Raw genomic sequence first — 16,985 nt, forward strand, 5'->3', positions numbered from 1 at the left:
CGACAGAGCAGCCGGGTCAGTGGGCGCCGGCGAGGTTGAGGCCCACGACGCCGACGATCACGACCGCGATGCCGAGGAGCTTGCGCCAGGTGAGTCGCTGGGCCAGGAAGAGCGCGCCCACGACGACGATCCCGACCCCGGCCAGCGAGGTCCACAGCGCGTAGCCGACGCCTACGTCGAACGTCAGCAGGGCCAGGCTGAGGAAGAAGGTGGCGATCGCGCCGCTGACCAGCGTCGCGACGGTCCACCAGGTGTGCTTGAAGCCGTTCGCGTTGCCCGCGGAGATGCCGACGGCGACCTCGAAGACGACGGCGACGGCCAGATAGAGCCAGCTCATGACGATGTTCCTTTCGGTGCGGTGCCCGGTCCCGCGCCCACGGGACCGGCGGGGTGGAGCCGCAGGTAGTGCACGAAGGGGTCGAGCGCACGCTCGACGGGGAGCGGCACGAAGACCCGAGCCCGACGTACGTCCGTCACGGCGAACGCGGGATAGCTCGCCCGGTAGTCGAAGCCGAGCCGGGCGACCTCGTCGCGGTCGACGGCGACGAGGACCGAGGCGATGCCGTGGTCCAGCGCGAACCGGTAGCACAGCCCGCACGGCTCACCGGTCGCGAGCAACGAGCAGCCCGCGAGCGTGTCGCGCCCGTGCCGCGTCATCGCCTCGCGCATCGCGACGACCTCGGCGTGCGCCGTGGGGTCACCGGTCTCGGCGACCCGGTTCGTGCCGAACCCGGAGATCACCTCGCCGCCCGCGTCGATCACCACGCCGACGAAGGGCAGCCCGCCCGAGTCGACGTGCGCGGTGCTCGCCGCGACCGCCCGTGACATCAGCGGCTCGAGCCGGGCGACGTCCGCGCTCACGACTGGGTCCCATCCGGCGGGGTGGAATCGCGCGAGGCGAGGTCATCGACCACCTTCTTGAGCCGGGTCGCGGACGGCACCCCGCGCAGCACCTGGCCCTCGACCACGACGGTGGGGACCGCGTCGATGCCGACGGTGCGGACGGCGTAGTCCTGGTCGGCGCGCTGCTGCTGGCGCCGTTCGTCGCTGCGCAGCGCGTCCTCGACCTCGGCCCGGTCCAGGCCGACGGAGGTCGCGACGTCGACGATGACCTCGTCGAGCCCGATGTCGCGGTCGTCCTGGAAGAACGCGCTGAACATCGCCTCGGTGTAGGCCGCCCCGAGCCCGCGCTCCTGCGCCAGCTGCAGCACCATGAACGCCTTCTCGGTGCGCGGCTGCGGCGACACCGAGGGCAGCTGCACCGGCACGCCGACCCGCTCGGCCATCGGATAGACCGACTCGCGCCACACGCGCGGCAGGTAGTCGTCCTCCGGGCGCAGCGTCGGCACCGGGTCAGGACGCAGCTCGAACGGGCGGATCGTCACCTCGACGTCCCGCTCGCGCCGGAGCTCCTGGATCGCCGGCTCCACCAGGAAGCAGAACGGGCAGACGTAGTCCACGAACACGTCGATCTTCGTCGGCACAGGGATCATCCCTTCGGGTTAGGTGTGTGTACATGCATATATGGATCGGAAAGAGAGCGCCCCCAGCAAGAGCTGAAGGCGTCAGGGCTCGACCAGCGCGCTCACCTCCTCCAGCGCGGACGCCACCGCCCGCGGGTCCAGGTGGGGGAAGTGCTTCGCCGGGTCGGTCAGCAGGGCGCGCACCCGAGCGTCGTACGCCGGCCGCACCTCGCGCAGCAGCGTCTCGCCGGGCTCGTCGATCACCGCGTAGACCCCGCGGCCGTCGTCGTCGCACACGTCGCGCCGCGCGTGGCCCTTGGTCTCCAGGCGGCTGACCAGCCGTGTCGTCGAGGTCGAGGTCAGGCCCACCCGCTGGGCGAGCGCGGTGATGCGCAGCTCCTTGTCGGGCTGCTGGCTGAGCAGGGTCAGCGCGCGGAACTCGGTCAGCCCCAGCCGATAGGTGTCACCGAGCCACCTGTCGAGGTTGGCGTCGACGGCCGCGGCGAACGCGGCCGTCTGCAACCACGCGCTGCTGACCGATCCGGACATGACCCACTCCTCAATGTGTGTACATGCACATACATTCATGCGGGCTTGGACCGTGTCAAGCGCTCACGGTGTCCGATCTGAGCGGACACGCTTGGCAGACTGGGCCGATGAGCGATTCCCAGGACCCGTACGCCGCGCCCCAGCCGGGCGCCGAGGGCCACCCGAATGCCGGCCAGGGTCAGAATGCGCCGCCCGGGCCACAGGGCTACCCGCAGCAGGGATACCCGCAGTCCGGCTACGGCCAGCAGTACCCGCCGCAGGGACCGCCGCCGGGTTACCCCCAGCAACAGGGTTACCCGCCGCAGCAGGGATACCCGGGGCAGCAGCCGTACGGACAGCAGGGCTACCCGCAGCAGTACGGCCAGCAGCCGTACGGATACCAGCAGCCGCCGCAGCGGTCCGGGGCCCGCACGGCGTGGGGATGGATCCTGATCGTGTTCGGCTGCCTGGTGCTGCTCGCCCAGCTGGCCATGGCCGCGACCGGACAGGGGCCCCAGTCGGCCAACGGCGCCGAGGCGGCGGGCCGGCTGTTCGGCATCTTCCTGTTCGGGATCGCGCCGGTCGTCGGCGGCATCCTGCTGCTGCGCAAGCCCAAGCGCTGACCGGGACCTCGCGCCACAGCCGCGTCAACGTGTCCGAACTGTTCGGACACGTTGACGCGGCGTTGTCGGGGCGGGCAGCGCGTCAGTGGGTCGCGATCCGCGCGGTCGCGCGCCGAGCACGCGACAGTGCCGCGACGAAGGCGACCCCCACGCCGACGCACAGCAGCAGCAACGCGCCGAGGAGAGCGAACAACCGGTCCGGCACAGGTGGGTCGAAGCCGAACCGTTCGACGGCGACGGCGGTCCCGATCAGCCACGCGACGGCCAAGATCCCCGCGACCGTCACCCAGCGGCTGCGGGCTGGACTCGGCCTCTGGCCCGAGAACGTTGCGGCGTACTCGGCCGCGCTCCCGAGCTCGGCAGCCGGGTCCTCCCCGCGACTCTCGCGCAGGTTGACCTGGTGGACAGCCGCGAGAATCTCTTCGTCGGCAGCGTCGCGAAGGGTCAGCTGCCAGACCAGATCCTTCACATATGCAGACTGCATCGATCTCCCCCGTCGAGTCATGAGAGCCGGTCGATCTGTCGATGCGTCCGAGCTCGTGCCGCACAGACTAGACGTTGCGTTCCACGGGAAACCGGCCGGCGGCGGTTGCCTGCTCGAGGGCGGCGAAGTCGGCCTCGCACCGATCGGCGTATGCCCGCGCCCAGCGGGCGAACGTCTCACCGGCGGCGTCGTTCTTGCCGAGGTAGTCCGCGACGGCTCGGCCGGACGGCGACTGGCTGTGCGCCCGCGCGAGCAGCCGGCCGCACAGCCGCACGTAGGTGAGGAACTGGCTCCGGTTCAGCCGCGACGGCTCGATCGAGCCCTTCATGTCGCGGAACTGGCGCCAGAAGTAGTCGACGCGCGCGTGCCGCCCCTGCTCGCCGGCGTACCCGATGATGTGGCCGAGGAACGGGTCGGACTGCGCCTGCAGGATGCGCTGCCCGGCCACGACCCGGTGCCCCTCGGTGAGGTCGCGGCCGCCGGTGTCGCCGGGCACCGCCTTGGGCATCCGGCCGTAGGTCGACAGCACCGACGGCTGGGCCTCTTTGGCCTGCAGGAAGATCACCTGGGAGTCGGGGCCCTCGAGGGCCAGGACGTAGCAGCGCGTCCCGACGCTGCCGACCCCGACGACGCGCAGCACGAAGTCGACCGGCCGGAACTGCAGCAGCAGGAAGGCCGAGTCCTCCCGCAGCGTCGTGAGGTACTGCCGGAACAGCCGGGTCATGTCCGCCAGGTCGGCGTGCGTCTCGACATGCTGGGTGACCGGCGGCTGGTCGACGATGCGCAGCCGGTCGTCGGCGCCGCGGGTGGCGATCTTGGCGAGCACCTGGTCGGAGGTGCGGCCGCGCGCCTTGGCCGTCGCCCTGCGCGCGAGCTTGAGGTCCTTGCCGGAGAGCCTGGCCTCGAGCGCGGAGTCGTCGACCTGGTAGTAGAAGCGCTCGAGCGCGGTGAGCTCGACCAGGCCCCGCAGCGCCTCGCGGTAGCCCTCGACCGAGGCGTGCGCCGCCGCGGCGCAGTCGTCCTCGGAGAGCCCGTTGTCCCGACCCCCGACGTACGCGCTCGCGGCCAGCCGACGTACGTCCCACTCCCACGGGGCCACCGCGGTCTCGTCGAAGTCGTTGAGGTCGAACAGCAGCGAGCGCTCGGGCGAGGCGAAGAAGCCGAAGTTGCTGATGTGGGCGTCGCCGCAGGCCACGACCCGCGGGCCGGTGACCGGAGCGTCGGCGAGGTCGGCGGCCATCACGGCGGCGGTCCCGCGGTAGAACGCGAACGGGGACTGCAGCATGCGGCCGACGCGCACCCCGATGAGCTCTGGCAGCCGGGTCGCGTGCTGCTCGGCGAGGATGCGCAGCGGGTCGCGGTCGGGAGGCAGGTGCAGCTCGCCGAGCGCGCGGCGGGGCAGGGCCTTGCGCAGCCGCTTGCCGCCGCCCTCGGGCGCCGCGAGCGGCGAGGCGCCCGTGCCGGTCACAGGAACTGCTCGGGGTCGAACTCCTCGATCGGGATGACCCGCAGTCGCGGCAGCGGCGAGTTGAACGCGCCGATGTCGAGCTCGAGGTCGTGGAACTCCAGCCCCTTGTCCTCCAGCGCGGCGAACCCGGCGTTGCGGAACTCCTTGAAGCCGATGAGCGCGACGTCGTGGGCGTCGGTGACCAGCGCCTCCAGCTGTGGCAGGAAGTCGCCGTCGTGGCTGAGCAGCATCACGTCGGCCGGCCGGTCGACCAGCGCCGACAGCGTGCGCTGGATCGCGATGTCGACGACCTTCTCGCCCGGCTCCCCCGACAGCGGCACCGGCCGGTAGCCCATCGCGGTGAGCGCCTGCACGAACGGCATCGGCAGGTCACGGTTGGACGCCGCGAGGAAGAACAGCGCGGTGACCGGCTGCTCCCACTCCTCGTGGGCGTACTTCAGGACGCGGTCCCAGCGCGGCCGCTCCTCCGGCAGCGGTCGCCGCTGCAGGATCGAGGTGCCCAGCGTGGCGTCGATGTTCTCGCCGTCGATGAGGACGTACGTCGTGCGTCCCAGGGCCGGTCCGGCCTCCTCACCCGTCATGGGGCGACCCTACGCCGAAGGGTGGACCAGGCACCTACTCGTAGTAGTACTTCCCCGGTCCGGGGAAGACCCAGGACAGCCCGTCGCGCAGCCGGTCGCGCCAGTTCTCCCAGGAGTGGCCGTCGCGCGCCTCGACGTAGCGCACCTGCATGCCGGCCGCCTCGAACACCGGCACCATCGAGCGGTTGGGCACGATCAGCGGCTCGTAGACCCCGCACGAGGAGAAGATCCGGTCGGCGACCTTGGTCGGGGCGGCGCGGTATCGGTTCATGAACCGCACGACCGGGTCGAACGCCGGGCCTCCGCCGTGCTCGGTGCCGATGTCGGTGAACACGAACGACCCCGACTGCACCAGCAGCGAGCCGAACAGGTCGGGGTTGCGCACCGCCACCGACAGCGACGCCACCCCGCCGAACGAGGCGCCCATCAGGCAGCGGGCGTCGGGCCGCTCGATCAGCGGCAGCTCCTCGGTGAGCCGCGGCATGAGCTCGGCGGTGACGAACCGGGCGTGCGCGGCGGAGTTCGGATACTCCTTCAACCGGTCGCCCGGGTTGGTGAACACCACGATGGTCTCGGCCATGTCGAGGCGGTGGATCAGGTTGTCCAGCACGGTGCCCATCGCCGCGTAGCGTAGGTAGTCGTCACCGTCGTGCACGATCAGCAGCGGATAGCTGTGCCGGCGGCGGAAGCGCGCGGGAAGGTAGACGCGACAATGGGATTCGCGGCGCAGCGCCCGCGAGCTGATCGTCAGGTCGACGATCTCGCCGGGGCGGGCGTCGGGGTCGTGCTGGGTCCACTCCGGCGTGACGTAGCCCGCGGCGTGCAGCACCGACGACGACCCGACCGGGCTGTGCGCGACGCGCGGGTTGAGCGGGTCGTTGGCCGTCTCGACGTGCTCGCCGCGGCGCACCTCCAGCTGATACTCCACCCGCGAGCCGGCCGGCAGCTCGATGATGGCGTACCAGAGCGAGGTCTCCCCGACCCGGCGCATCGGCACCCGTTGCGGCTGACCCACGATGCGGTGCTGCACGTGCACCTCGTCGGCCTCGCCGCGGAACAGGAACGTGCACTTGGGCCCCTCCACGACCGGCACCTGCCCCTGCCGGGCGAGGAAGCGGTCGACGGCGGCCTCGTCGAGCGGGCGGCGCGCGCGCAGCCGGTTGATCGCGAGCTTGCCCCTGTGCGTGCTGGTCGGGACCGGCAGGGCCGTGGTCTCACTCACCGTCGACCGCCTCGCGCTCCGTCTCGTCGGGCGCCGTCTCGTCGGGCGCCGTCTCGTCGGGCGCCGTCTCGTCGTACGCCAGCTCACCCACCGCGACCAGCTCGCCCTCTCCGCCGATCACCGACGCCGTGGCCGGGAGCCGGTAGTCGGCGTCCAGCTCGACGCGCGACCCGGGCTCGAGCGGGAGGCACCACGAGGGCGCGAATCTCCTTGCGAGAGAAGCCATTCGAGCCCGGTCGCCCAGGAGCAGACGCTGCCGGGCGGCCGGGAGCGCCACCACGTCGCGCACCAGACCCAGGCCCGCCCCGAACACCTCGGGATAGGCGTGGCCGTGGGTCGCGCGGTCGTTGAACAGCACGACGCGGTCGGTCAGCACCATCGCGCCGGCCGACCAGGCGACGACCGGCCGCGAGGCGAGCAGCGGCGCCACGTTGAACAGGTGCAGCAGGTCCAGCAGCACCGCGACGTGCCCGCCGGTGAGCACGACTCCTCGCAGTCGGCGACGATCGCCGCCACCTCTGCCCGGTGCCGGGCCACGTCGGGCCGCTCGTGCGGGGGTATCGCTCGTAGAAGCCGGACTCGAGCTCGGCGATGCGCCCGAGATGGCGTACGTCGAGGTCGTGCAGCACCTCGTCGGCGTCGGCGATCGCCTGCTGCACCAACGCGGGCGTGCGGTGCGGCAGGTGGTAGAGCTCGATGAGCGCGGCCATCGCGTGGCCGACGCCGAGCAAGTAGAGGTCCTGCACCTCCGAACGCATCTCGCGCCGGCGCCGATCCGCCTCTGCCAGCTGGGGATCCGCGTCGAGGATGTGCTGCCAGCGCTGCCACAGCTCCAGGTTGCGGGTGGCGCCGCCGAGGTGCTGGTCGAGCTCGGGGTCGTCCATCTCGCGGTCCTGCCACCCGGCCGTCACCGTGGCGACCGGCCGCCCGAGCAGGCCCAGCCGGTGCATCGTCTTCTCGACCGTGGGTCGGCGCTGCGGGCCGAGCAGGGTGACAGGGGGCGCAGGGGTGTCGGTCACGGTGCGGGCGAGCCTAGGAGGCGTGCACGTGCACGGTGCGGCCGACCTCGTCGAGCATGCCGCGCAGCGCGTCGTAGTCGGGGTGCTTCAGGCGCACCCACGCGTTGGCCATGAAGCCGGCCTCGACCGGCTGGGTGCCGGTGCCGGGGTCGGGCAGGTGGGTGTCGATGACCCACTGGCCGAGGTGCTGCTGCACGTGGTCGAGCCCGGAGTAGCCGCTGATCGTGCCGTCGCGGTCGGGGCGCAGCGCGACGATGCCCGAGGCGAACCGGCGCGACGGGCGCGCCCACACCTGCCCGTGCACGATCGCGTCGGCCCACGCGCGGTAGACGTCGATGTCGTTGCCGGCGCTGTAGAGGTCCCAGCACCCCACGCCGGGCGGTCGCGCCCCGATCTCGCTGAACCGCAGGCCTTTCGGGCCGTAGAACCACTCCATGTGCGTCGCCGACGTGCGGATGCCGAGGGCCTCGTTGACTCGCTCGCCGAGCTCGCGCAGCTCGCCGTAGAAGGGGCGTCGTCGACCCGGTTGGTGGAGACGTACTGCGGGCTGATCCATCGGGTGCGCATCGCCTCGAGCACGTTGGGGTAGTAGTGGCTCGCGAAGTCGAGCGCGATGCCGCCGTCGACCGAGACGGTGTCGTAGAAGCCCTCGTGCCCCTCGACGAACTCCTCGACCGCCACCGACGTGGCGCTCCCGAACGTCGCGGCCGCGGCGGCCAGCTCGGTGTCGTTCTCGACCCTGTGCGTGCCCGAGGCGCCCGCCCCGTCGCGCGGCTTCACGATCACCGGGTAGCCCACCTGCGCGACGAATTCGCGCAGCTGGTCGAGGTTCTCGGCGGCCGCCGACGCCGCGGTCGGCACCCCGACCTGACGCAGCGCCTCCTTCATCGACGGCTTGTCACGGCACAGGTAGGTCGTGTGCACCGAGGTGCCGGGGATGCCGGTCTGCTCGCGCACGACCGCGGCGGGCAGCGTGTGCGACTCGATGGTGGCCTCGAGCGCGTCGATCCAGGCGCGTGACTGGAAGTGCTCGACCACCGTGCGCAGCTGGTCGACGTCGGTGACCGACCCGACCTGCTCGTAGTGGTCGATCCAGCCCTTGAGCTCCTCGTCGAGCCAGTCCCAGGGCGTCTCGCCGACCGCGAAGACCGTCGCACCGACCTGCGACAGCGCGCGCACGAACTCGCGCTGGTTGCGTGGGAAGTTCGGCTCCACGAACACCACGTTCATGGTGCCGACCCTAGTGCCCGCATGAAACCGGGTTACGTGCATCTGACCCCAATGCATCGAGGTCAAACGCACGTAACCCGGTTTCATGCCCGGGGCTTCGCGGTCACATCCGCAGCTGCACGTTGTCGACGACGGGGTGGTAGCCGAGCCGCTCGTACAGCGCGTTGGAGACCGGGTTGGCCTGGTCGGTGTAGAGGCAGACCCGGTCGCCGGCGTCGAGCACCTGCTGGGAGAGGGCGGCGACGGTGCTCGCGGCGTAGCCGTTCCCGCGCCAGCGCGGCGGGGTGTAGACCGGGCCGATCCGGGCGACGCCGAACGCCGGCGGGTTGAGCCCGGTCATGTGCACGACCTCGCCGTCGACCTCCCAGAACCAGGTGCGGGCGGCGAGGCTGCGCAGCCGCTGCTCGGTCATCGGAGCCTCGGGCTCGCTGTCGCCGGGGCCGCGGCCGGCCTGCGCGTCGGCGTCGCGGTGGAACGCGGCGGTCCACGCGGTGACCTGCTGCAGGTCGTCGACGTCGCTCGGGTCGACCCGGCGCAGCGACCCCTCGGCGGGCTCCGGCGGCGTCAGCTCGGTGAGCTCGAACAGGCGCGTGTGCATGACGGTGCGGACCGTGCTCTCGGTGGCGTCGGCGACCCGCTCGGCGAACACCCGGGCAGCCGGCAGCCCGCCGTTGACCCCCTCGACCGGCTCGCCGCGCCCGAGCAGGACGTCGGCCAGCTCGACCGCCAGCTCGTCGGGCATCGCGAGCAGGAAGGGCGGGTAGGGCACGAACGGTGCGGTGCGCATCGCGATGCCGGTGATCTCGTCACCGCCGGCGACGGCGAACCACCGGTGCGGCAGGTCGGGAGCGCCCTCGCGCTGCTCGCGCTCGGCCATCGTCGCGACGACCGACGCCTCCACCGGGTTGGCGCGCAGCGCGTCCCCGCTGCGTCGAGGAACGGGCCGGCCGCGTCGAAGAACTCCCACGTCATGGCCGGACGCTAGCGGGCGTACGCCCTGGGCCGGCACGGGTTTTCGCCGCGCCCCTCCTCCCGCCCGCGAGAGAGGGGCGGCCCAGCTGTTCGAGGTGGGGCCCAGCTAATAAGGGGGCCGCCCCTGCCGTAAGGGGGCCGCCCCTTCTCGGCGGGGGCGTCAGGGCGCCGAAACTTCCCTGCCTTCGGGGGTCGAAATTCACGGCGATCTGCCCTAGGAATGAAGGGCAGACAACCAGCCCCGTGGCGCCCGCCACGAGACGGACACGAGGAGGACGGAATGACCGACAACTCCGACTTCGACCCGGAGCAGCAGACTCCTGGCGGCGAAGGACCTGCCGACGGCGGCGCGAACCCCGGTGGCCACGACGGTGGCGCTGACGGCGGTGCCGACGGAGGCGCTGGCGGCACCGGTCTCGGTGGCGACGGCGGTGCCGATGGTGGTGCCGGTGGCGAGGGCCCGGCCGACGGCGGCGCGAACCCCGGCGGTCACGACGGTGGCGCTGACGGCGGTGCCGACGGTGGCGCCGGCGGTGGCGTCGGTGGCTCGGGCCTCGGTGGCGACGGCGGTGCCGATGGCGGCGCTGACGGTGGTGCCGGTGGCGAGGGCCCGGCCGACGGCGGGGCCAACCCCGGTGGCCGTGACGGTGGAGCCGACGGCGGAGCCTGAGGCCAGATGACGACGACGTCGTCGCACCGGGAGCGCACCGAGTCCGGTGCGCTCCCGGTGCTCTCCCGCCTGGTGTCGGTGCCGAGCGAGGAGTTCGCGCAGCGCATCTGGTCGCGCGAGCCGCTGCTCAGCCGAGCCGCCGACCTGCCGGGCACCTTCGAGGACCTGTTCAGCGCGGCGGCGGTCGACGAGCTCGTCGCGACGCGCGGGCTGCGCACGCCTTTCCTGCGGATGGCCAAGGAGGGCAGCACGCTGCCCGAGCGGTCGTTCACCCGCGGCGGCGGCATCGGCGCCGCGGTCGCCGACCAGGCCAGCGACGACGCCGTGCTGCGCCACTTCAGCGAGGGCGCGACCCTCGTGCTGCAGGGGCTGCACCGCACCTGGGAGCCGATCGTGCGGTTCTCCCAGGACCTGGCCGGCGAGCTCGGCCACCCCGTGCAGGTCAACGCCTACGTCACCCCGGCGCAGAACACCGGGTTCAGCGACCACTACGACGTGCACGACGTGTTCGTGCTGCAGATCGCCGGCGAGAAGCGGTGGCGCATCCGCCCGCCGGTGCACGAGCTGCCGCTGCGCGACGAGCCGTGGACGGATCACCGTGCGGCTGTTGAGGATTCGGCGGCGAACACCACGCCGCTGATCGAGACCACCTTCGCCCCGGGCGACTGCCTCTACCTCCCCCGCGGCTTCCTGCACTCCGCGACCGCGGTCGGGGGACGAGCATCCACCTGACGATCGGCGTGCACAGCTGGACCCGCCGCCACGTCGCCGACGAGCTGGTGCGCGCCGCCGTGCGCCGGGCGAGCGATGACCCCTCGCTGCGGGCCGCGCTCCCTGTCGGCACCGACCTGGTCGGTGCGGGCGTCGCGAGCGCCCAGGTCGAGGACGTGCGCGAGGCCCTGCTGCGCGCGCTCGCCGAGGTCGACGCGACCGAGCTCGCGGCCGGTCTCGCCGGCGCCGCGCGCGCCGCCCAGCGCCCCGCCCCCTTGCTCCCCTGGCCCAGGCGCACGCCGCCGACGCCGCCGACGAGACCACCGCGGTCGGGGTGCGCGACCACGTCGCCGCGACGATCGAGCCGGCCGCCGGCGGGCGTACGCACCTGCGCAGCCGGGTCGGGTCGCTCCCCTGGAGCGCGACCAGCTCGCTGCCGTCGAGGCGCTGCTGTCTGCCGGCCGCGCCACCGGCGCCGACCTCGGGGTGGCGCTCACCCAGGCGCTGCTGCGCACCGGCGTCGTGGTGCCCGAGTGACCCCCGCCCGCCGCGTGCGGGCCGAGGTGACCGACGACGTCGACGCGGGCCGGGGACCGCACTGCGCCACCCTCGCCCGGCGCCGCGGCGACCCGATGCTCGGGACCGCCGCCCCCGGCCGTCGCTGGCTGCTGATCGAGCACCCCGCCGGCTGGGCGCGCGCCGCGCTCGACAGCTCCGGCTTCACCCCCGCGCTCGCCGACCTGCTGCAGCGCACGGCCCTCGAGATCGGCGGCCGGGTGCTGCTCGTCCGTCGTCCGGGGCGGCGGGCGCACCGCGACGTCACGGTCGACCCGCTGCGCTGGGCCGTGGTCGACGTCGACGGCAGCCAGCGCTGGGGCACCTGGCGGACCGAGGCCGACCTCGAGGAGGCCGCCTGGGTGCTGCGCGTCGACGGGCGCCCTGCCGCCGCCGAGACGCACCCGCCGCTGCTGCTGGTCTGCACGCACGGCACCCACGACGTGTGCTGCGCGATGCGCGGCCGCCCCGTCGCGGCCGCCCTCGCCGCGGTCTGGCCGGAGCAGACCTGGGAGTGCTCGCACGTCGGCGGCGACCGGTTCGCCGCGAACCTGCTGATGCTGCCCGACGGCACGGTCTACGGCGGGCTCGACGCGACCGACGCGGTGCAGACGGTGCGTCAGCACCTCGCCGGGGCGGTGAGTCCCGAGCACCTGCGCGGCTTCTCGCCCTATCCCCCGGTGGTGCAGGCCGCCCTGGCCGCCGTGCTGCGCGAGCGGGGTCCGGCTGGCGCCACCGACGTACGCCCTCGCTCGGTCCACGAGACCGGCGCCGACGAGTGGGTGGTCGGCGTGGCCGGACAGGCACCGCTCCCGGCGACCAGCACCGTGCGGGTGCGCCGGTCGGTGCAGCCACCGGCGCGACTCACCTGCGCCGCGCAGCGCGACGAACCGGCGTACGTCTACACCGCCGACGTCGTGGAGTGACGAGAACCGTTGTGGCTCAGGCCTTCTCGGGCCCGGATCGGCTGGCACGCCACCGCTCGAGCAGCGCGGGCAGCTCGGTCTCCATGAACGCGAAGAAGTCGGCCATCTGATCCATCCGCTCCCCGCGCGCGTGCCGGGACCGAGCTCGTCGGCGCCGTGGCGCATGGTGTCGCGCCAGCGCTCGATGACCGAGCCGCGGTGGATGAGCGCTTCGTACCAGATGTCGTTGGTGAGGTTGAAGACGTCGCGGCGGCTGCCGAGCGGGCGGGTGCGGCGGATCATCTCGACCTGCTCGAGATAGCGCACCGCGCCGGAGATCGCCGCCGGGCTCGCGTGCAGCAGCTCGGCCAGCTCGGCGGCGGTGAGCTCGCCCTCGTCGGTGACGACCAGCGCGGCGAAGACCCGCGCGGCCATGCGGTTCATGCCGCTGCGGGCGAACTCCTCGGCCAGCTGCTCCAGCACCCTGCGGCGCGCTGCGTCGGTGCTGCTGCGGCGTGCCATGGCGACGATGGTGCCACAGCGCGCGTCAAGGACCTCAATCGCTGAAGAAGTTTCACAAATCTGTGAAACCGGAGTAGCGTCGAGACCATGGACAACGCGATCGAGGTGCACGACCTCGGCAAGCGGTTCGGGCCCACGACGGCTCTCGACGGGCTCGACCTGACCGTGCGCGGCGGCGAGGTGCACGGCTTCCTCGGCCCCAACGGCGCCGGCAAGTCGACGACGATCCGGGTGCTGCTCGGCCTGCTGCGCGCCGACCGCGGCACCGCCCGGCTGCTCGGCGGCGACCCGTGGAGCCAGGCGCCGCAGCTGCACCGGCGGCTGGCGTACGTCCCCGGAGACGTCACGCTGTGGCCGGGCCTCAGCGGCGGCGAGGTGATCGACCTGATGGGGCGGCTGCGCGGCGGTCTCGACGCCCGTCGGCGGGCGAGCCTGCTGGAGCGGTTCGACCTCGACCCGCGCAAGAAGGGCCGCACCTACTCCAAGGGCAACCGGCAGAAGGTCGCGCTCGTCGCGGCGCTCGCCTCCGACGTCGAGCTGCTGCTGCTCGACGAGCCCACCAGCGGCCTGGATCCGTTGATGGAGAAGGTGTTTCGCGACTGCATCGCCGAGGAGCGCGAGCGCGGCCGCACCGTGCTGCTGTCGAGCCACATCCTGTCCGAGGTGGAGCACCTGTGCGACCGGCTGTCGATCATCAAGGACGGCCGCACCGTCGAGACCGGGACCATCGACGAGATGCGCCACCTCACGGCCAACCGCGTCGTGGTGACCCTGCGCGAGGCGCCGCCCGAGGGGCTCGACCGGCTCCCCGGCGTGCAGCACGTGCAGGTCGACGGTCAGCGGGTCGCGCTGCAGGTCGACGCGCCCGAGGTGGCGCGCGTGGTGGAGGCGCTGCAGGCGTACGGCATCACGTCATTGACCAGCGAGCCGCCGAGCCTGGAAGACCTGTTCCTGTCGCACTACGGGGCGTCGGCATGAGCGACGCCGTCGTCGGCGCGCCCGCGCTGGCGCGGCTGCAGCTGCGCCGCGACCGGCTCTGGTGGCCGCTGTGGGTCGCGGTCGTCGTCGCGGTCGCGGTGGTCACGCCGACGTCCTACGAGGAGCTGTATCCCGACCCGGCCGCGCGGGCCGACCTCACCCGCAGCATCGGCGGCAACGGGTCGCTGCTCGCGCTCACCGGCCCGGCGTACGACCTGTCGAACGCGGGTGGGTTCGTCGCCTGGCGGGTGCTCGCCTTCCTGGCCGCGACGGCCGGGCTCGCCGCGATCCTGTCGGTCGTGCGGCACACCCGCGCCGAGGAGGAGTCCGGGCGCATGGAGCTGCTGCGCTCGGGCGTGCTCGGCCGGCACACCTCCCTCGCGTCGGCGCTGGCCGGCGTGACCGGGTGGGCGCTCGTGATCGGGGCGCTCACCACGCTCGGGCTGGTCGGGGTCGGGCTGCCCGTCGCCGGCAGCGCCCTCTTCGGCGCCGGGCTGGGCGCGACCGCGGTGGCGTTCGGCGGGGTCGGGGCGCTCGCGGCCCAGGTCACCGAGCACGCACGCACCGCCCGCGGCCTCGCGGGAGCGGTCCTCGGCGTCGCCTACCTGCTGCGCGCGGCGGCCGACGCCTCGCCGTCGCTGTCCGCGCTGGGGTGGGTCTCCCCGCTGGGCTGGCCGCAGCGCGCCCGGCCGTACGCCGGCGACCGGTGGTGGGTGATCCTCCTGCCCCTCGCGCTGGGCGCGGTCGCCGCGGCCGGGGCGTTCGTGCTGGAGCGGCGGCGTGACGTCGGCGCGGGACTGGTGGCCGCCCGGCTCGGCCCGGCCGACGGGCGGATGGGCTCGGTCGCCGGACTGGTGGCGCGGCTGCAGCGCCCGTCGCTGGTCGCGTGGACCGTCGGCATCCTGGTGTTCGCCACCGCGTTCGGCGGGGTCGCACCGGGCCTCGCCGACGTCGTTGACGAGAACCCCGGCATGGCCGACGTGCTGCGGCGGATGGGCGGCGAGCAGGGCCTGATGCTCAGCTTCTTCGCCGTCGTCCTGCCGATCCTGCTCGGCGTCGGGATGCTGCACGGCGTCGGTGCGCTCGCCCGGCTCGACGGCGAGGAGGAGTCGGGCCGCGCCGAGCTGGTGCTCTCGACCGGCGCCTCGCGCCGCCAGCTGTTCCTCGCGCACCTGGCCTGGGCGGTGGGTGGCGCGGTGCTGCTCGCGGCGGCGGCCGGGGCCGGTCTGACCGCGGGGTACGCCCTCGCCGGCGGCCGTGAGGACCTGGCGAGCGACGTGCTCACGGGGGCGATGACGTACGTCGGGCCGGTGGGGGTCGTCATCGGCGTCACCGCCCTGGCGCTCGGGCTGCGGGCGCGGGGGACCCGGCTGGGCTGGGCGTACGCCGGGGTCGTGCTGCTGCTGGTGTGGGTCGGCGCGCTGCTGCGCCTGCCCGACGCGGTGCTCGCGATCTCGCCGTTCGACCACCTGCCCCAGCAGCCCGGCAACCCCGTGGCCTGGACCCCGCTGCTGGTCGAGCTCGCGCTCGCCGCGGCGCTGATGGCGGCCGGGCTCGTGGCCTACCGCCGACGCGACCTGGGCTGAGCATGACGAAGACGCGCGGGGCGGACAGGAGATCCTGCCCGCCCCGCGCGTCTGTGCGTCGGGCGCGGCTCAGTCGCGCAGCGTGCTCTGCGCCTTCGCCTCGGTGTCACCGACCAGGTCGTCGACCTTGGCCTGGGTGGTGCCCGCGGCGGTCTGCGACGGGGTGGCGGTGGTGACCTGCTGGGCCTGCTTCTTCTGCTGGCCCTGGTAGTACAGGTAACCCGCGCCCGCGAGGCCCGCGAGGCCGAGCAGGATCAGGAAGCCGCCGCGCTTCTTCTGCTTGACCAGGTCGGGGGCGACCTTGGCGACCTGCTCCTGCGCCGGCTCGGGCAGCTTGTGCACGGCGGCCGTGGTGCCGGCGGTGGCCGCGGCGAGGGCCTGCTGGATGCGCGGCATCCACTCGTCGTTGAACAGGCTGGTCGCCTGGTCGCGGGTGATGCCGGCGGCCTCGGCGGTCTTGTCGCGCGCGGTCGACAGCGAGTCGCTGCGGTCGACGGTGTCGGCGACCTTCTCGGCGGCCGGCGCGGTGAACGCGGCGAACCGGGCGCGGCCGGTCGAGGCCTTGCTCTTGGCCGAGTCCTTCAGCCCATCGGTGTCGACGTCGTGCGCCGCGTCGCGCAGGTCGCTGGCCTTCTCGCTGACCGTGTCCTTGACCTGGTTGAGGGCCTCGGAGTCCTCGAGCTTGCCCTTGACGGTGTCGAGGATGTCGTGGGCCTTGTCGGCCACCTTCTCCGAACGGGACTTGGTGAAGCGCATGAGTGGTGTCCTCCTCTGGACGATGACTGGTCCTCATCCTGCCTGCTGACTTGCAGCGGTGCCACCTCGCTCACCCTGCCGGGTGGGCGGGTGCGGTCCTGCGCCGGGGGCGGGTCGGGCGTACGTCGGGGGTCCGGGCGCGCCCCGACCGCACAGGAACGGCACAGCCCCGCGTGACAGACTGACGCCATGAAGGCGACGCTGCACACGAACAAGGGCCCGATCACCGTCACGCTCTTCCCCGACCAGGCACCCAAGACCGTCGAGAACTTCGTCGGCCTGGCCACCGGCCAGAAGGAGTACCGCGACGACGCCGGCCGCACCAACCCGACCCCGTTCTACGACGGGCTCGGCTTCCACCGCATCATCCCCGGCTTCATGATCCAGGGCGGCTGCCCGCTCGGCCAGGGCACCGGCGGCCCGGGCTACGAGTTCGACGACGAGATCTCCCCCGACCTGAACTTCTCCGCGCCCTACATGCTCGCCATGGCCAACGCCGGCAAGCGCGGCGGCCGCGGCACCAACGGCTCGCAGTTCTTCATCACCGTGGGCCCGACCACCTGGCTGCAGGGCAAGCACACGATCTTCGGAGAGGTCACCGACCAGGCCGGCCGCGACGTGGTCGACGCCATCGCCGGCGTGCAGACCGGCGCGCAGGACCGCCCGGTCGACCCGGTGGTCATCGAGCGCGTGACCATCGACGAGGAGTAGA

Annotated in this window: 21 protein-coding genes and 2 pseudogenes; 7 read left to right on the plus strand and 16 right to left on the minus strand. The window is 73.0% G+C overall.

All coding sequences use genetic code 11. The features are described from left to right. Positions 1–16: 16 nt before the first annotated feature. From QUE40_RS17385 to QUE40_RS17400, 4 genes are all read right to left on the minus strand, one after another. On the minus strand, positions 17–337 hold the full coding sequence (locus tag QUE40_RS17385; RefSeq protein ID WP_289231769.1) for a DMT family transporter: 321 nt from the start codon (positions 335–337) through the stop codon (positions 17–19). Next, positions 334–861, minus strand: a complete 528-nt coding sequence (locus QUE40_RS17390; RefSeq protein WP_289231770.1) for a nucleoside deaminase — start codon at positions 859–861, stop codon at positions 334–336. The genes QUE40_RS17385 and QUE40_RS17390 overlap by 4 nt, the downstream gene beginning before the upstream one ends. Beyond that, the gene (locus tag QUE40_RS17395; RefSeq protein WP_289231771.1) at positions 858–1,493 is read right to left on the minus strand and encodes a DsbA family oxidoreductase; all 636 of its coding nucleotides are present in this window, start codon (positions 1,491–1,493) and stop codon (positions 858–860) included. The genes QUE40_RS17390 and QUE40_RS17395 overlap by 4 nt, the downstream gene beginning before the upstream one ends. Positions 1,494–1,565: 72 nt before the next feature. Then, a complete protein-coding gene (locus QUE40_RS17400; RefSeq protein ID WP_289231772.1) occupies positions 1,566–2,012 on the minus strand; it encodes a MarR family winged helix-turn-helix transcriptional regulator in 447 nt (148 codons plus the stop codon). Positions 2,013–2,119: 107 nt separating this feature from the next. Here QUE40_RS17400 and QUE40_RS17405 point away from each other — a divergent pair, with 107 nt between their 5' ends. Further along, a complete protein-coding gene (locus QUE40_RS17405; protein ID WP_289231773.1) occupies positions 2,120–2,614 on the plus strand; it encodes a hypothetical protein in 495 nt (164 codons plus the stop codon). An 82-nt stretch (positions 2,615–2,696) separates the two neighbouring features. Here the strand turns inward: QUE40_RS17405 and QUE40_RS17410 are convergent, their stop codons facing one another. From QUE40_RS17410 to QUE40_RS17440, 7 genes and pseudogenes are all read right to left on the minus strand, one after another. Next, complete coding sequence (locus tag QUE40_RS17410; protein ID WP_289231774.1) at positions 2,697–3,083, minus strand: hypothetical protein; 387 nt, start codon at positions 3,081–3,083, stop codon at positions 2,697–2,699. A gap of 82 nt (positions 3,084–3,165) precedes the next feature. After that, positions 3,166–4,566 (minus strand): DUF2252 domain-containing protein, encoded by a 1,401-nt coding sequence (locus QUE40_RS17415; RefSeq protein ID WP_289231775.1) that lies wholly within the window; start codon positions 4,564–4,566, stop codon positions 3,166–3,168. Continuing rightward, complete coding sequence (locus QUE40_RS17420; RefSeq protein ID WP_142007165.1) at positions 4,563–5,147, minus strand: NYN domain-containing protein; 585 nt, start codon at positions 5,145–5,147, stop codon at positions 4,563–4,565. The genes QUE40_RS17415 and QUE40_RS17420 overlap by 4 nt, the downstream gene beginning before the upstream one ends. A 34-nt stretch (positions 5,148–5,181) precedes the next feature. Next, positions 5,182–6,369, minus strand: a complete 1,188-nt coding sequence (locus QUE40_RS17425; RefSeq protein WP_289231776.1) for an alpha/beta hydrolase-fold protein — start codon at positions 6,367–6,369, stop codon at positions 5,182–5,184. Further along, complete coding sequence (locus QUE40_RS17430) at positions 6,362–6,853, minus strand: hypothetical protein (RefSeq protein ID WP_289231777.1); 492 nt, start codon at positions 6,851–6,853, stop codon at positions 6,362–6,364. Before QUE40_RS17430 ends, QUE40_RS17425 begins: the two co-directional genes overlap by 8 nt. A gap of 548 nt (positions 6,854–7,401) precedes the next feature. Then, positions 7,402–7,944, minus strand: coding sequence for a hypothetical protein (locus QUE40_RS17435; RefSeq protein WP_289233137.1), 543 nt, complete (start codon positions 7,942–7,944; stop codon positions 7,402–7,404). A 152-nt stretch (positions 7,945–8,096) separates the two neighbouring features. Further along, positions 8,097–8,276, minus strand: a pseudogene (locus QUE40_RS17440) (ATP-binding protein); the annotation flags it as partial. A 28-nt stretch (positions 8,277–8,304) separates the two neighbouring features. Between QUE40_RS17440 and QUE40_RS17445 the strand changes: the two are divergent. Beyond that, positions 8,305–8,472, plus strand: a complete 168-nt coding sequence (locus tag QUE40_RS17445; protein WP_289233138.1) for a hypothetical protein — start codon at positions 8,305–8,307, stop codon at positions 8,470–8,472. Positions 8,473–8,721: 249 nt separating this feature from the next. Here the strand turns inward: QUE40_RS17445 and QUE40_RS17450 are convergent, their stop codons facing one another. Next, complete coding sequence (locus QUE40_RS17450; protein ID WP_289231778.1) at positions 8,722–9,585, minus strand: GNAT family N-acetyltransferase; 864 nt, start codon at positions 9,583–9,585, stop codon at positions 8,722–8,724. 219 nt (positions 9,586–9,804) lie between these two features. Then, positions 9,805–10,287 carry a hypothetical protein gene (locus tag QUE40_RS17455; protein ID WP_289231779.1) on the minus strand — a complete coding sequence of 161 codons (483 nt, stop codon included), beginning with the start codon at positions 10,285–10,287 and terminating at the stop codon, positions 9,805–9,807. Between QUE40_RS17455 and QUE40_RS17460 the strand changes: the two genes are divergently transcribed. Together QUE40_RS17460 and QUE40_RS17465 are read left to right on the plus strand one after the other, a co-directional pair. After that, a complete protein-coding gene (locus QUE40_RS17460; protein ID WP_289231780.1) occupies positions 10,267–10,992 on the plus strand; it encodes a cupin domain-containing protein in 726 nt (241 codons plus the stop codon). The two genes, QUE40_RS17455 and QUE40_RS17460, sit on opposite strands and share 21 nt — an antisense overlap. An 8-nt stretch (positions 10,993–11,000) precedes the next feature. Then, complete coding sequence (locus QUE40_RS17465; protein ID WP_289231781.1) at positions 11,001–12,452, plus strand: ferredoxin family protein; 1,452 nt, start codon at positions 11,001–11,003, stop codon at positions 12,450–12,452. 16 nt (positions 12,453–12,468) lie between these two features. Here the strand turns inward: QUE40_RS17465 and QUE40_RS19885 are convergent, their stop codons facing one another. Both QUE40_RS19885 and QUE40_RS19515 read right to left on the minus strand, forming a co-directional pair. Continuing rightward, positions 12,469–12,567 carry a hypothetical protein gene (locus tag QUE40_RS19885; RefSeq protein WP_491018185.1) on the minus strand — a complete coding sequence of 33 codons (99 nt, stop codon included), beginning with the start codon at positions 12,565–12,567 and terminating at the stop codon, positions 12,469–12,471. Between the two features lie 185 nt (positions 12,568–12,752). Further along, positions 12,753–12,953, minus strand: a pseudogene (locus tag QUE40_RS19515) (transcriptional regulator TrmB); the annotation flags it as partial. 87 nt (positions 12,954–13,040) lie between these two features. On the opposite strand from QUE40_RS19515, the gene QUE40_RS17475 reads away from it, so the two are divergent. Both QUE40_RS17475 and QUE40_RS17480 read left to right on the plus strand, forming a co-directional pair. Then, positions 13,041–13,931, plus strand: a complete 891-nt coding sequence (locus tag QUE40_RS17475; RefSeq protein ID WP_142007173.1) for an ABC transporter ATP-binding protein — start codon at positions 13,041–13,043, stop codon at positions 13,929–13,931. Further along, the gene (locus QUE40_RS17480) at positions 13,928–15,517 is read left to right on the plus strand and encodes an ABC transporter permease (RefSeq protein ID WP_289231783.1); all 1,590 of its coding nucleotides are present in this window, start codon (positions 13,928–13,930) and stop codon (positions 15,515–15,517) included. Before QUE40_RS17475 ends, QUE40_RS17480 begins: the two co-directional genes overlap by 4 nt. A gap of 69 nt (positions 15,518–15,586) precedes the next feature. On the opposite strand, the gene QUE40_RS17485 is transcribed toward QUE40_RS17480, so the two are convergent. Further along, positions 15,587–16,273 carry a hypothetical protein gene (locus QUE40_RS17485; RefSeq protein ID WP_142007175.1) on the minus strand — a complete coding sequence of 229 codons (687 nt, stop codon included), beginning with the start codon at positions 16,271–16,273 and terminating at the stop codon, positions 15,587–15,589. A 189-nt stretch (positions 16,274–16,462) separates the two neighbouring features. On the opposite strand from QUE40_RS17485, the gene QUE40_RS17490 reads away from it, so the two are divergent. Next, entirely contained in the window at positions 16,463–16,984 is a 522-nt protein-coding gene (locus QUE40_RS17490; protein WP_142007176.1) for a peptidylprolyl isomerase, read from the plus strand. The last annotated feature ends 1 nt before the right edge of the window (position 16,985 follow it).

The organism is Barrientosiimonas endolithica, from assembly GCF_030296655.1.
In the GTDB taxonomy this organism is placed as follows: Bacteria; Actinomycetota; Actinomycetes; order Actinomycetales; family Dermatophilaceae; genus Barrientosiimonas; species Barrientosiimonas humi.